We start from the raw sequence: 14,339 nt of genomic DNA on the forward strand, positions 1-14,339 counted from the left end.
TCTGTATGCTTTCAATACGTACAAAGCCAAAGGCAATATCACCCCAGCACCCCCTTGATCTTCGCTACATCCTCCGCCGTCGCCGGATTGTACACCACCATGCTGAGGTCGGGCCGGCCGTCCACCTGGAAGGCGGAATATTCGAAGGAGAGCAGGCCGAGCACCGGGTGCTTGATGTGTTTGACCCCCTCGCCGTGGGTGCGCACGTCGTTGTCGCGCCACATCGCCAGGAATTCCGGGCTCTTGCGGCAGAGTTCGTCGATCAGCGGCTCCACTTCATCGGCAGCACCTGCACGCGCCGCATCCACCCGGAAGGCGGCGACGACGAAGCGGGCCACACTTTCCCAGTCATATTGGGCGGCGCGCACTCTGGGATCGAGGAAGATGAAGCGCAGCACGTTGCGCTCCTCCGGCGGCAGCGCGCCGCAATCGGTCAGAAGCACCGTCGCCGCCCGGTTCCAGCCGACCACGTCCCAGATCGCCGTGCGGATCAGCGCCGGGCACGGGTCGAGCGCATCGAGCACGCCCTGAAGCCGCGGCGTGATGCCCTGCTCGCTGCGGTAGCGCACTTCGGGCGGGCGGCCGAGGCCGATGAGGAAGAGATGCTCGCGCTCGACATCGGTCAGCATCAGGGCGCGGGCGATCCGGTCGAGCACGTCTGATGACGGCGCGCCGCCGCGCCCCTGCTCCAGCCAGGTGTACCAGGTCGGGCTGATATTGGCGCGGTTCGCCACCTCCTCGCGCCGCAGCCCCGGCGTGCGGCGGCGCTCGCCGGCAAAGCCGAAGGCGGCGGGATCGAGCTTGGCGCGGCGGTCCTTGAGATAAACGCCCAGCCGATTGTCCGAGGCGACGAATTCACTCATCCTGTTAGCCTTTATACCATGATAATATCACTACTTTACCATGATACCAGACTGCTCGATATCTGTCTGCGGTTAAATCAGGAGATATCGACATGCGCATCTTCGTCACTGGAGCCACCGGCTGGGTCGGCTCGGCCGTCGTCAGCGAATTGATCGGCGCCGGCCATCAGGTGCTGGGACTTGCCCGTTCGGACAAGGGAGCGGCGGAACTGGCGGCATCCGGCGCCGAAGTCCAGCGCGGCACGCTCGAGGATCTGGAAGGTCTGCAGCGTGGCGCGACCGAGACCGACGGCGTCATCCACACCGGCTTCAACCATGATTTCTCGAAATTCGCCGAAAACTGCGCCCTCGACCGGCGGGCCATCGAGGCGCTCGGCGAAGCGCTCCGGGGCTCAGAGCGCCCGTTGCTCGTCACGGCTGGCCTCGGCCATGCGCCCGGCCGCATCGGCACCGAGAAGGACCCGCCGATGCCGACGACGGAGACCTATCCCCGCGCCTCCGAAATCACTGCCGTGTCGCTCGTCGCCCGCGGCGTCCGCGCCGCAACCGTCCGGCTCCCGCCCTCCGTGCACGGCCATGGCGATCACGGCTTCGTGCCGATGCTGATCGATATCGCCCGGCAGAAGGGCGTTTCCGCCTATATCGGCGAAGGAACCAACCGCTGGCCGGCCGTGCACCGGCGCGATGCCGCCCGCGTCTATCGCCTGGCGCTGGAACGCGGCGCCGTCGGCGGCCCCTTCCTCGCGGTCGCCGAAGAGGGCGTGGTTTTCCGGGAAATCGCCGAACTCATCGCCCGGCGACTGAACGTGCCGGTCGCCTCACTTTCACCGGAAGAGGCGGTGGAACATTTCGGCTGGTTTGCGACCTTCGCCGGCTTCGATGTCCCGACGTCGAGTGCTCACACCCGCGCGCTCATCGGCTGGCAGCCGGAGCAGCCGGGACTCCTTGCCGACATCGACCACCCGGCCTATTTCGGCAGCTGATGTTTGGAAAACAGAGACTTAGCCGCATTGCATGAATCAAATTGCAAGCGACGCGGTCAGCGCGTCCGGCCCTCGTTCATATCGAAGCCGACGGCAAAACCGCCTCGGAAAGCAGCAACGACAGCGCCAAGGCCAGGCCCAACGATGGGAGCAATTGAGTAGCGCAGCCGCAGCTAGCTGCGCGGCGTCGTCCAGAACCTCACCCTGCCCCTTTGCGAGACGCTTCAGGGTGAGGCTCGCTTGAGTGTCGGCGGCAATCTGCAGGAATGACCGATCGCCTGAACCAAGCTATTCGTTGATATCGGGCTCAACCACCCTGGCGAGGTTTTTCAGGGATTCCTGCCAGCCGAGATAACAAGCCTCGGGCGGGATGACATCCGGCACGCCGGCTTGCACGATGTCCACCTCGGTGCCCACCGAAACCTTCTTCAGCGTCACGGTGACTTCCATTTCGCCCGGTAGGTTGGGGTCATCGAATTTGTCGGTGTAGCGAACGCGTTCCCCAGGGACGAGTTCGAGAAATTCGCCGCCGAAGGCGTGGCTGTTGCCCGTCGTGAAGTTGCGGAACGACATTTTGAAAGTGCCGCCGACGGCCGGCTCCAGATGATGCACGGTGCAGAGGAAGCCGTTCGGCGGAAGCCATTTGGCAAGCGCGTCGGCCTCGATGAATGCACGATAGACCTTGTCCGGGCTGGTCGCGAAAACACGGTGCAGGCGTATGGTGTTCGGCATGGTCGTAATCCTTTGAATGGACGGAATGGACGAACCTAGGACGCATATGGCTTGGCCGATCCGACACCGGATCGAACTTTTCTTCAAGAAAGATTGCTCGGGCAGCGTGTCGTGCTCAACTGCGTTTGCAGTCGAATGGATCAGCCGGGCATGCCGTCGAATTGCGGGAGATCGAGCGGCCTTGCCCATTTCAGCCGGCGCCTGGTGAACATTTCGACCCCCGGCTCGATCAGTTCCGGCCGGTCAAGGCTGCCGAGCGTCACGAAGACAAGGCCGGGAAAGCTTTCCAGGTTGCTGCTGAACAATCTGGCGCCGCAATCCGGGCAGAAGTTGCGGTCGAGCCCCTTGCCGGAAGCGGCAATGTAGTGGAACGCTTTCGGGCGGCCGGCGACCAGGGCGAAATCCTCCTGCGGTATGGCGAAGAATGTCGCCGCCTCGCCGCCCGACGCCTTCTTGCAATCCAGGCAATGGCAGTTGGCGACAAAATTCGGATCGGTGTCGAAGGCAAATTTTACCGCGCCGCAGGCGCACTGCCCCGTATATTTCCCGGTCATCTCAGGCCCCTCATCGCGGGTTGGAACGTCTTGCGATATCGCCGTCCCCGGGCGCGGTGGCGCCCCGGGGGCGGAAGCGTCGAAATTCGCGTGCGCTTAAGCTGCGTCTTGCTTTCGCAAGGCATCAAGGAGCGTTCGGGCGCCCTGTGTCGACGAAGCCGGATTCTGGCCGGTGATCAGCAGTCCATCCTGAACGACATGCACGCCCCAATCCGCCGTCTTCGAAAATTTTGCGCCCTGCTCTTTCAGCACGTCCTCGAGCAGGTAGGGAACGACGTCGACAAGGTGCATGGCCTCTTCTTCGGAATCGGTGAACCCCGTGACCGCCCGGCCTCTGGCGATGGGCGTTCCATCCGGCGCCCTGACATTCGTCAGGATACCGGGTGCGTGGCAGACGAGCGCTACAGGTTTTCCCGCCGAAAGCATGTCCTCGATCAGCGACAGCGCATAACGGTCGTTCGTCAGGTCCCAAAGCGGGCCGTGCCCGCCGGGAAAGAACACGCTGTCATAATCCGCCTGGTTGATTTCGGACAGCTTCACCGTGTTGGCGAGCCCAGTCTTTGCGGCCGTGTCTTGTTCAAAGCGGCGCGTCGCTTCCGTCTGGAAGGCCGGCTCATTGCTCTTCGGATCGAGCGGAGGCTGACCGCCCTTCGGCGAAGCCAGCGTGATGTCGACCCCGGCATCCCGGAAAACGAAGTAGGGAGCAGCAAGCTCCTCGAGCCAGAATCCCGTCTTCTTGCCGGTGTTTCCCAACTGATCATGCGATGTGAGAACCATGAGAATTTTCATTGCTCAGCTCCTTCAAAGCCGGCCGGCGGACAAACCGTCGCCGCCCGGATTTACGGTGAAATACTGCCTGCAATCTCATGCTGAAACCGATGGGGACATAGAGCGGCGGCGCCGCGAAACAAGCTCTCTCGCGTGCTTTGCCAAGAACGGATGTCGCGCGCCGCTTAGCCCCTGTGAGATTCGAGGTTAAGATGTATGAAGGAGAAACGACGTCGCGTAAGCCCATTCGAGGACCTGGAAAGTGAGCAAGCCGAATTACCGCGACATCGCCCGCCATGCCGGCGTCGGAACTGCGACGGTCGAACGGGTCTTGAACGGGCGTGGGGGTGTTCGCCCTGAACTGGTCGAAAAAGTCGTCTCCGCCGCACGTCGCCTGGATTACCCGCGCAAGCTTCCCGAGACCCATCGCGGCCTCCTCAGGATAGAAGTGCTGATGGTTCGGCCGGAAACGAGCTTCTACCGTCGCCTTTCGCATGCTTTCGAAAGAATCGCCGCCACCCTCGATCCCTTGGTCGTCGTGCACCGCAGCTTTACCGACGAATTGAATCCGGAGGCGATTGCGCGGCGCATCGTTTCGAGCGACCTTTCCCGCGCCGGCCTGATCCTTGCGGTGCCGAGCAGCCCGATGATCAGCGCCGCGGTGGAAAAGGTCAATGCGCAAGGTCTGCCGGTCGTGCACGTCGTGACACGCGCCTCCGAGCGCGTCGGCGAATTTATCGGCATCGACAACAATGCCGCCGGCCGCACGGCCGCGCTCTACATCAGCCGGATGGCTGCCCGGACCGGGCCTGTCGTTGCCATCTGCCACCCCATCTATCAGGTACATCGCGATCGCATCCGCGGCTTTTCCGACTATTTCCGTGATTATCCCGGCGCCTCCGGCTTCGAATGGCTGGGATTTGGCGGCGATGAGGAGCGCGCCAGCGCCGATCGCCTGTGGTCGGCCCTGGAGATGTATCCCGACCTTGCCGGTCTCTATAATGCCGGCGGCGCCAATTCCGCCCTGATCGAGGTGCTTCGCCGGCATCCGCGCGGCCGTGATGTCTTTTTCGTCGGGCACGAATTGACCGAATATACCCGCGCGGCCTTGCAGGACGGCATCATGGATGTGGTGCTGGATCAGGCGCCGGAGGCGCAGGCGCGCCGCGCGCTCGATCTCGTTCTGAACCGAATCGGCTTGACCGATATCAAACCGGACCAGGCACCCATCCGCTTCATTACCATCACCAAGGAAGGGCTTTGATCCGCCCCCACAGGTTGGGGATTGTTAATCAGAAATGCCTAATGTAAATCTTGACGTGCACAAGTTGTGAGGTAGTTGATTTGCTACAATAACTGATTAGGATTCGCTCAGGGGAGAGCTTCGGACATGCGGAAAATTCGTGCGGCCCGCCCGGCCCGCGGAAAAACGGAGGCAAAAGCTTTGAGCTCGATCGACCGGCTTTTGTTCTTTGACCGCGATTTCAATCCCGTCGAGAATTTGCTGGGCAATGAGCTGCCTGCATCAGTCAAACCGGCCGCGTCGTTTTGGGAGCATTTTGCCGGATTGGACAGATCGGCGCTGACGCTGGCTTTCTCTTCCATGGGCGAGAGTGCCCAGCCTTTGCGGATATTTGCCGAGCCCGGCAGGCCCGGCTCGCGCGGACTGACGATTTATCGGATCGGAGATCTGTATGCGGTGGTTCGCTCCGAAGAACCGATCGACGATGAGCGCGCAACCCTTTGGCATCTCGCCACCCACGATCCGCTGACCGGACTGCCGAACCGACGCCAGTTCAGCGACGACCTTACCGAGTTTTTGCAGGAGACCGCCGGCACGAACGAGACCCTGTCTCTGATGCAGCTCGATCTTGACGATTTCAAACCCGTGAACGACACGCTCGGGCATGCGGCTGGAGACAAGCTTCTTCAATTCGCGGCAAGGCGTATTCAGGGCTGCCTCGCCGCTGACGACAGAGCCTACCGACTGGCGGGTGACGAATTCACCGTCATTTCCATGGGTTCGGGGCATCCGGCCAAGGCCCACCGTTTGGCGGAAGCGTTGGTCGCCGCATTCAAGAAGCCCTTCACCATCGATGGCATCACCGTCTTTGTCGGCACCAGCATCGGCATATCGACCGCTCCCCCGGACGGGACAACTCCGGAGCAGCTGATGAAAGCCTCCGACCTCGCCCTCTACGCCGCCAAGAAAGAGGGGCGCGGTCGGGCAAGCGCCTTCGATGCCTCGATGCTGGAATTGCTGGAGCAGCGTGAACTGCTGCGCCGCAGCCTTCGCATGGCCCTGGTCCAGCAGGAATTCTTCGTCGAGTACCAACCCATCGCCGAGGGCGGCAGCATCGTCGGCTTCGAAGCCTTGCTGAGATGGCACCACCCTCTGCTCGGAAATATCCCCCCCGTGACATTCATTCCGATGGCCGAGGCCGATGGCATGATGCCCGATATCGGCGCGTGGGTTCTGGAGCAGGCATGCCGCGAGGCAATGAAGTGGCCTGAGAATTACATCGTCGCCGTCAATGTATCGGCGGCCGAATTCCTGACGAGCGGTCTCACGGATCGCATATCCCAGACGCTGGATCTGGTCGGCTTGCCGCCCGATCGCCTGGAACTCGAGATCACCGAAAGCGTGCTGCTCGAGCGGACCGTCAATAACATCGATACGCTGAATACGCTCAACGTATTGGGGATACGCATCTCGCTCGATGATTTCGGGACCGAATATTCCTCCCTGAGCTATCTGAAGACATTCCCTTTCGACACGATCAAAATCGACAAATACTTTATCACCGATCTCGAAACCGATCCGAAAAGTCAGACGATCGTCCGCTGCGTCGTCGACCTGGCCCATGGCCTCGACATGCAGGTGACGGCCGAAGGCGTTGAAACACCGGCTCAGGCGGAATGGTTGCGCCATGTGGGCTGCGACAGGCTTCAAGGTTATCTGGTGAGCAGGCCGCTTCCGGTCGAGGCAATCGGCGAGTTCATCTCCCGGGCGGAAACATCTGTGCGGCACGCTCTGTCATAGCGAGCAACCGATTTTTCGCGGGGAAACTGATGGAGGATGGATTGGAAGACAAAGCGTCTGGCTTCGACGACCATGCATTCGTGCCGATGGTCTCGCTCGAAATGAACCTTGCGATGTTCAAATCCCGGTGGCAGCTTTGCGACGGGATTACCGAATATCTCTCGGAAATCCTGGGCCAAAGCCACAGCGATCCGGCTCGATATACCAATTTTCTTTCCGTTGCGGCAAACGAACTCGTCGAGCTTGCTTTCCGTTCGACCAGAGCGCCCGGAAGGATACGGTTCGGCCTCTATCGGAGCGCGACATTCAATCGGCTGAGAATTGCCTTTCCTTGCGACGACGCCTTCGACCGCCGGCCCACGAAGGCGACGGCAAACGAACGCCCGCCGGTCGCCATCGCCGGCTCTGCAGACCCGGTCGTCAAGCCCGAAGAAACACTCTTGCTCCGAGACTTGGCGACCATATTCCGCGCCGCGATCCGAATTGAAGAGGACGAGACGCACGGAATGCAAATCATCGCGGATTTCCCCTCCAGGGAGGATTTCCAATGAACATGCTTCCCCTGCCCTTTTCCGCGCATTTCGATCCGACCAATCAGGAACTTTTGCTGTCCGGCAAGTTGCGGCCCGAAAGCGCCGGCGAGATTGCCGATGTCCTGACGCTGGTGCGGCAAAGTTTGGAAAAATACAGCGGGGTCGTTTACCTCAATGTCAAACGCCTGACGCACATCAACATGACCGCCTTCGCCGCCTTGTCCGATGTTCTCAAGGCGAGCTGCCGGGCCCGGCCGGACCGCCGGATCGTCATCATCACCTCGAGCGTGGTGGCATGGTCGACCTCGCTGTTCGAGACGCTGGTCGCCTCACAGCCGAACCTGTCGATCGAAGTCTACGATTCGGCATTTTATCCGGGCCAGAGCTTCGTCGAGGATGAGAGTTTCATTCCCATCCTGCGCACCCAGACGAAAATGACATGGCGGCACGAACGGGAACTGCTGCCTCTCCACGGCCTGCGCAGCGGCCTTGCCATCGCCGACATCTGCTGCGGAATTGGCGATTTCGCCGCCCTGGTCCAGCGGGAATTCAAGCCGTCGCGCCTTGTCGCGCTGGATCATTCCGTGCGCAGCCTCGACTATGCCCGCAAGGTCGCCGCCGATTTCGATCTGCAGGGGATCGAATACACCTATGGCGACGCCTCGCAAATGCTGCTTCGAGACAACCAGTTCGACTTCGTCACCTGCCGGCATTCGCTGCAGATTTTCAATCGTCCCGAGATGCTGCTCAGGGAGCTTTACCGCATCTGCAAACCAGGCGGCCGTGTCTACATCACCAACGAGAAAAATTCGCATTGCCTGGGCGAGCCGCATGCCGAAACAATAAAATGGACTTACGAGGAGGTCGCCAAACTGTTCAGGCACTTCCACATGGATGTCGAAATGGGGCCGAAAAGCCGCCATCTGCTGGCCGATGCCGGGTTCGACGCCATCAAGGTCGACTGCTTCATGGTGACCAACCTGGATGGGGATCCGCAGGACTTCGCAGACATCATCGAAGCTTGGGAAAATGTCTATGCCGGTGAGATGGCGGTGCGGCGGGGCGACTCCGTGGAGTTCATTCGCAGGTTCCGGCAAGGCTTCAGGGATCACATCTTTGCCGCTCTTCACCCCAAGGGTTACGCGGGCTGGCCGATCTGGGCCGCCTCCGGACGAAAGCCGCTGTAATGGATGCGCGATCAGCGAGAAGACCGGCAAGATTGGGCTCGTTTCGGGCAAAGTTCATCCTGGTCGTCGGTGGCGCCGTCCTCTTTGACTTGCTGGTCAGCGGCGGACTGGCGCTTTGGAACGTTCAGAGGCTATCGCGCGACGCAACGCTCGAGGTCGGCCAGGGTCTTGAAGCGGCAAGCCAGGAATATATCCGTACCTATGCAGATTCCACCGCGGCGCAGGTGGGCTTGCTGCTGCGGCAAGTTCATAACGACGTCGACACTCTGGCCGGTGTGCTGCAGGCGCAGATCGACGATCCCGAACGCAACGCCGACGTCGGCGCCGCGATCGCACGCACATCTCCGGGCAGTGTCAGCCTTTCCTACGATCAGAATGGGAGATGGTCTCAGAATGCTCCGAACTCCGCCTCGGTCGTCAGCGTCTGGGGGTATTTGCTCGGACCGGACCATAAGCCGAAGGCGGACGTCGAGAGCGATATCCGCACGAGCGCGGTTCTGGATCTCGTTGCGCCGAGCCTGATGCAGCACGGGGCTTCAAAGCTGCAGATGTATTATATCGGCTCGAAAGAACGACCGATCTTCAGGACGGCGCCCTACACCGACCAGGCCCAGACCTTCGACCGGCTTTATCCCGGTCACAACGACGCCAATTTCTGGGACTTCTTTTTTCCCGGCCTTTATGAGTCCTGGCAGGGCTGGGCCAAAGACATGAAAACGCGGCCGGTCGCCGACGACATCACCCAGACAGCGCCCTATACCGATGCCATTACCGGCAAGCTGATCGTCAGTTTCTTTCATCCATTGTGGACCGCCGACAGGAAGGACGTCGCCGGGACCGCCGGCGCCGACATCACACTCGATCAGCTCGCGCAGACGGTTGAAAATGTCAAAGTGGCCCAGTCCGGTTTCGGATTTCTGGCCATGTCCGACGGCAATGTCGTCGCGATCAACGGCACCGGCGAAAAAACCCTCGGTCTGCGGGCTGCGAGCGATGCGGGCGGAACCGGCGTGACCGGCCTGGAGCGTTCCTTGAAGGGAAGCTCTCAGCCGGCAATCGCAAAACTGGCCCTCGACCGCGAACAGGGCATTCAACATTTGCTGCTGCAGCAGGACGGCAGCGAAGTTCCCTATATCGCGATCGTGAAGAAACTGCCTGCGACCAATCTCTGGTCCAGCGGCCCGGTCCGCCAGGAGGCGATGTCGCTTGGCGTGATCGTGCCCGAACGGGAGATCGAAGCCTCGCTTTACGCGGCCCAGGCCAAGATTTCCGAGGCGACGAACCGGATCGTGCTCTACCAGATCCTGGCGATCCTGATGTCGCTGCTGATCGTGACGATCGCGGTATTTGCCGCCTCGAAACGAATAACCGGCGGAATCAGCGCGCTGGCAGGTGCGGCCAAACGCATTCAGGCGAAGGATTATTCGGTCAGGGTGGCCATAAGAAGCAAGGATGAGGTCGGCGAGGCCGGCGAAGCCTTCAATCGGATGGCCCAGGAGATCAGCTACCACACGGAAAATCTCGAACAGCTCGTCGAGGAGCGAACCGCTCAGATCGAAGACGCAAAGGAAGAGATTTCGATGCTGAACTCGCAGCTCCAGCGGGAAAACCGGCGCCTCGGAACGGAGCTCGCCGTCGCCGAGAGAATCCAGCTGATGGTCCTCCCGCTGGATCAGGAGCTCGAGGCGTTCCAGGCGCTCGAGATAGCGGCCTATATGAGACCCGCCGAAGAGGTCGGCGGTGATTATTACGACGTCTTGAAGAACGGTAGCCGGCTGAAGATCGGCATCGGCGACGTCACCGGGCACGGGCTCGAAAGCGGCGTGTTGATGCTGATGGTTCAGTCCGTCGCCCGCGCCCTGCAGGAAGCCGGAAATACCGATGCGGTGAAATTTCTCACAGATCTGAACAGCGCTCTGTTTAAAAATATCGTCAGAACGAAAATCGACAAACACCTCACTCTGGCGTTTCTTGACTACGACGGAAAAGAGATGATCCTGTCGGGACAACACGAGGAAGTTGTCATCGTGCGGGCAAACGGCGAGGTCGAGCGCATCAACACCATGGATCTGGGCATTCCGATCGGGCTGGAAGCCGATATCTCAGCCTTCGTCAAAACCCGCGAAATCGCATTCGAAAAAGGGGACCTCATACTCCTGCATACGGATGGCGTCACGGAGGCCGAAAACGGCGCCGGAGAACTGTTCGGCATGGAACGGCTGTGCCGTGAAGCCGTTCGCTTGAAGGATCTGAGCGCTGAGAAAGTCGTTTCCGAAATTGTCGCGACACTCATGCTCTTTATCGGACCGCAGAAAATCTACGACGACATTACGCTTCTGGCAGTACGGCATAGGTGAGACATGACGCCAACGGTCTACGGCATCGAATCTCTGACCGACATAAGCCTGGATTCCGGCGCGCGCCTGACCTTGACGGACGGTCCCCTTCAGCTCGGATGGAAGCACTCGGGAATGACGGCCGACTTCATAGCGCAGGTCATGGCGCTGCAGTATTCGCGTTCCAAGAAAGACTACGTGCAGGCGCATCACGACATCGGATACCTCAGCAACGAGCTGATCGAAAACGCCGTGAAGTTTCGGCAGCCCGGTGAGATCCTCATCGAAGCCGGCATATTCCAGGGAAGCTTTTTGATCAGGGTGAAAAACGCCATCGATGGCGTGACATCCACTCGCTTTCAGCAACTGCTGCGTCGCCTTCAATCGAAGGACCCCGGCGAACTTCTCCTTGAGCAAATCGAAACCAACGCCATATCGCCGGCAAGCGGTTCGGGCTTGGGATTGCTCACGCTTCTCAGCGACTACGACGCAAAAATGGCATGGGCATTCGAAGGGAGTGACGACCAGCCTGTCATACTGACGACGACTGCAGCCGTGGCGATGCCGCCCTCCTCCAACCCGTGAGCGAAGAATGGAAATCAGCGACGAAAATTTCCGCGTATGGGCGGAACAAAACGAAGTGTATTTCGACGGCGTCTTCCGGCTGGCAGGACCGGACGCCTATGCGCCCATTTATTCATTGGTAACAGCCCTGCTCCATGGAGGGCACAAACAGGTGACATTCAATCTCACCGGCCTAGAGTTCCTCAATTCCTCCGGCATAAATCTGCTCGCCAAGTTGACGATCGAAGCCAGAAAGATGGGCGACCTCCTGCTTGTCGTCAAAGGCACCAATCAATATCCCTGGCAAGCCAAGTCGCTGCCGAACCTCAAGAAGCTGCACCCGCTTCTCGATTTGCGTTTGGCGTGAGTCGAGGCAAGGCAGGTGATGAGTTGCGACGCCGATGGATGCCGTTTGGATGCTCGGCTCAAGGCCGAGCACGACGGAGAGAGGGCGGGCGCAAAGGGCTATTTTCGGCGCACAGCCGGTTTCTGACCGCCCGCCTACCGGCGGCCATCGTCACGGGCCAACTGCGGGGCGAAGGGGAGGAGCAAGCTGGGAGGCATGGCAGCAGGTCATTCGTAATATCGCCTCGCCGCCGCCGGCCGGATGGGAATGTGGATTTGTTAAGTATTTCAAGTTGTTTAGGACCATAGTCCGACCGACATCGGACCTCGGGCCGATGTGGAAGACGCAAACAAGGTCTAACCTCCGACATCTCATACGCGATGCCCCACATCGCACTTGATGATCCGATCCGGAGGAAGATGATGCGGATAGTAACCTTAGCGTCCTTGGCTGCACTCTCGCTGGCCCTTGCAGCAAGCCCGGCCACCATTGCAGGCTTCGACATGTCAGCTCTGGCGAAGGACGGCGGCAACGGTGGTGGAAATGGCGGCGGCAACGGCGGCGGCAATGGTGGTGGCAACGGCGGCGGCAACGGAAACAGCGGCAGCCACGGCAGCAGCAACCAGGGCAGCGGTTCGACCCACGGCAAATCCTCCGGCGTGAAAGGCAAATCCACCGAGGCAGGCAGCAAGTCCAAGTCTGCCAAGAATGACGACACCAAAACCGTCACGAAAGAGAAGAACATGTCGGCGCAACTTGCCGGCCTGAATTCTCTGAAGCGGAATTACAGGGCGTTGATGCATACGTCGGACCCACGCATGACCGCCATCTCGGCCTATGCCATGGCCTATGCCCAGTACGAACTCGACAATGGAACCGAGCCGGCAGCCGATGATCCTCTGTTGGGCGACGCGGCCCTGGAGGAGGCATTGGCTTCCGCAACGAAAACCGGTCAGGTCAGCCCGGCTGTTCTGGACGAAGCCAAGACCATCCTTGGAGTTGGCGACGCGAATGGAAAGATTGATCAGATCCGCACCTCGCTGGAAAACGTCCCCCGGCAAACGTCAGACGAATAGCCGCGAGTGAGGTGCAGGCGGTGCGAAGCGCCCCAGAATGGCTCCGCACTCAATTAAGAGAGCATTTCCGTCTTTGTTAAAGTGACGGAAATGCTCTTTTTTTTCGCCATTTCGAGCGCGAACCTGCTGTCCGTCATGGGCGGGACGGCTGCCTTGCGCCGCATGCGCCTATTGGCCAAGGAGACAATCGGCTCGGCAAATCGATATAGTTGATCCCGGCACGCCCTGAATGGCCGTCATGGCACTCGGGAAGCGCTCACCATTGACAGACGTGCAGTCAACGACGGAGAGCCAGATGTATATTCTTTTTGGTGGTGACTTCACCCGTGCAACGCTCGTTCAATGGGTTCTCGACGAAGGCAAGATCGAATACGAACTTAGAAAAATCGACATTATCAATGGCGAGCACCGCTCCGCGGAATTCCTCGCCATAAACCCGGCCGGTCTGGTGCCGGTGCTGATGACGCCGGAAGGCGATGCACTCTATGAGGTCGCTGCACTGATGTTGTACCTGGCTGAGCGGCACCAGCTCACGCAACTGGCTCCCCCATCGACCGACCCGGACAGGGGGCATTTTCTCTCGGCGATCTTCCATATCGCCGGGGACATACAATCCGAGATGAAGCGCTTCCATTTTCCACACCGCTTTTCTCTGAGAAGCGAAGACAATGCCGGAATTCAGGATTTGGCAAAGTCGCTCGTCCTCAGCCGATTGAGCGTGATGAACACCAGACTGGCGCAACGAGGTCCTTACGTCCTGGGAACTCGATTTTCCCTTGCGGATTTTTATCTGTGTTTTTGGGTCGCATACCTCGACCGCAAAGCCGTATGCACGCAGCTTGCCTCGATTGCCAAGCTTTACGATTTGGTTCGCGCTCGCCCGACCGCAACGCCGTATCTCGAAGAGACCGAGAGGATGGCAGACGCCTATGCGGAGATGATGAAACAGAATCCGAGCGGCGTCATTTCCTGACGACGGCAATGAGGTAGGCAAGTGGACGTGGCGCCGCCGGTTGGTGGAGGCAAGGAGCAGCGTTGCCGCGCGTGCTTCGAGGCTCCGCCCTCTCGGGCTGCGCACCTCAGCATGAGGGAGGTTGGAGAATGCCGCGCCTGCAATAGCGGGTGCTGGAGAATGCCGCGCCAGAAAAGCAGGCGCAGGAGAATGCCTCGCGCCAACACCCAGGAGAGCCTCACCCTGAGGTGCCCCGCAGGGGCCTCGAAGGGCGAGGCGGGCGCTCGGTGGTTGCCTTCACCGTCCCGCCGACCACGCACCCTGCGGTACAGCCCGGGCTGATCCCTGACAGAATGAACCGGGTTGAAGGTTGACAAGTCATAGTGCGTCGGAGGGAGGGCT

General features: G+C 60.2%; 14 protein-coding genes. 10 read left to right on the forward strand and 4 right to left on the reverse strand.

Going from position 1 to position 14,339, the window contains the following annotated elements:
- Positions 1–38: 38 nt before the first annotated feature.
- Positions 39–863, reverse strand: coding sequence for a helix-turn-helix transcriptional regulator (locus CO666_RS28065; RefSeq protein ID WP_097615285.1), 825 nt, complete (start codon positions 861–863; stop codon positions 39–41).
- A gap of 92 nt (positions 864–955) precedes the next feature.
- On the opposite strand from CO666_RS28065, the gene CO666_RS28070 reads away from it, so the two are divergent.
- Positions 956–1,846, forward strand: a complete 891-nt coding sequence (locus tag CO666_RS28070; protein WP_097615286.1) for an SDR family oxidoreductase — start codon at positions 956–958, stop codon at positions 1,844–1,846.
- A 288-nt stretch (positions 1,847–2,134) separates the two neighbouring features.
- On the opposite strand, the gene CO666_RS28075 is transcribed toward CO666_RS28070, so the two are convergent.
- From CO666_RS28075 to CO666_RS28085, 3 genes are all read right to left on the reverse strand, one after another.
- Entirely contained in the window at positions 2,135–2,578 is a 444-nt protein-coding gene (locus CO666_RS28075) for an SRPBCC family protein (RefSeq protein ID WP_097615287.1), read from the reverse strand.
- Positions 2,579–2,718: 140 nt separating this feature from the next.
- A complete protein-coding gene (locus tag CO666_RS28080; RefSeq protein WP_097615288.1) occupies positions 2,719–3,132 on the reverse strand; it encodes a GFA family protein in 414 nt (137 codons plus the stop codon).
- Positions 3,133–3,228: 96 nt separating this feature from the next.
- Complete coding sequence (locus tag CO666_RS28085; RefSeq protein WP_097615289.1) at positions 3,229–3,921, reverse strand: type 1 glutamine amidotransferase domain-containing protein; 693 nt, start codon at positions 3,919–3,921, stop codon at positions 3,229–3,231.
- Between the two features lie 241 nt (positions 3,922–4,162).
- Between CO666_RS28085 and CO666_RS28090 the strand changes: the two genes are divergently transcribed.
- From CO666_RS28090 to CO666_RS28130, 9 genes are all read left to right on the forward strand, one after another.
- Positions 4,163–5,164 (forward strand): LacI family DNA-binding transcriptional regulator, encoded by a 1,002-nt coding sequence (locus CO666_RS28090; RefSeq protein ID WP_097615290.1) that lies wholly within the window; start codon positions 4,163–4,165, stop codon positions 5,162–5,164.
- A 126-nt stretch (positions 5,165–5,290) separates the two neighbouring features.
- Positions 5,291–6,943, forward strand: a complete 1,653-nt coding sequence (locus tag CO666_RS28095) for a putative bifunctional diguanylate cyclase/phosphodiesterase (protein ID WP_097615291.1) — start codon at positions 5,291–5,293, stop codon at positions 6,941–6,943.
- Between the two features lie 29 nt (positions 6,944–6,972).
- The gene (locus CO666_RS28100; protein ID WP_425352441.1) at positions 6,973–7,494 is read left to right on the forward strand and encodes a hypothetical protein; all 522 of its coding nucleotides are present in this window, start codon (positions 6,973–6,975) and stop codon (positions 7,492–7,494) included.
- Entirely contained in the window at positions 7,491–8,663 is a 1,173-nt protein-coding gene (locus tag CO666_RS28105) for a class I SAM-dependent methyltransferase (protein ID WP_097615293.1), read from the forward strand. The genes CO666_RS28100 and CO666_RS28105 overlap by 4 nt, the downstream gene beginning before the upstream one ends.
- Positions 8,663–11,020, forward strand: a complete 2,358-nt coding sequence (locus CO666_RS28110) for a SpoIIE family protein phosphatase (RefSeq protein ID WP_097615294.1) — start codon at positions 8,663–8,665, stop codon at positions 11,018–11,020. Before CO666_RS28105 ends, CO666_RS28110 begins: the two co-directional genes overlap by 1 nt.
- A gap of 3 nt (positions 11,021–11,023) precedes the next feature.
- Positions 11,024–11,584, forward strand: a complete 561-nt coding sequence (locus CO666_RS28115) for a slr1658 superfamily regulator (protein WP_097615295.1) — start codon at positions 11,024–11,026, stop codon at positions 11,582–11,584.
- Positions 11,585–11,591: 7 nt separating this feature from the next.
- Positions 11,592–11,930: a slr1659 superfamily regulator gene (locus CO666_RS28120; RefSeq protein ID WP_097615296.1), complete on the forward strand. Its 339-nt coding sequence runs from the start codon at positions 11,592–11,594 to the stop codon at positions 11,928–11,930.
- Between the two features lie 401 nt (positions 11,931–12,331).
- A complete protein-coding gene (locus CO666_RS28125) occupies positions 12,332–12,985 on the forward strand; it encodes a hypothetical protein (protein WP_097615297.1) in 654 nt (217 codons plus the stop codon).
- 295 nt (positions 12,986–13,280) lie between these two features.
- Positions 13,281–13,958, forward strand: coding sequence for a glutathione S-transferase family protein (locus CO666_RS28130; RefSeq protein WP_097615310.1), 678 nt, complete (start codon positions 13,281–13,283; stop codon positions 13,956–13,958).
- The last annotated feature ends 381 nt before the right edge of the window (positions 13,959–14,339 follow it).

It is taken from the genome of Rhizobium chutanense, assembly GCF_002531935.1.
In the GTDB taxonomy this organism is placed as follows: domain Bacteria; phylum Pseudomonadota; class Alphaproteobacteria; order Rhizobiales; family Rhizobiaceae; genus Rhizobium; species Rhizobium chutanense.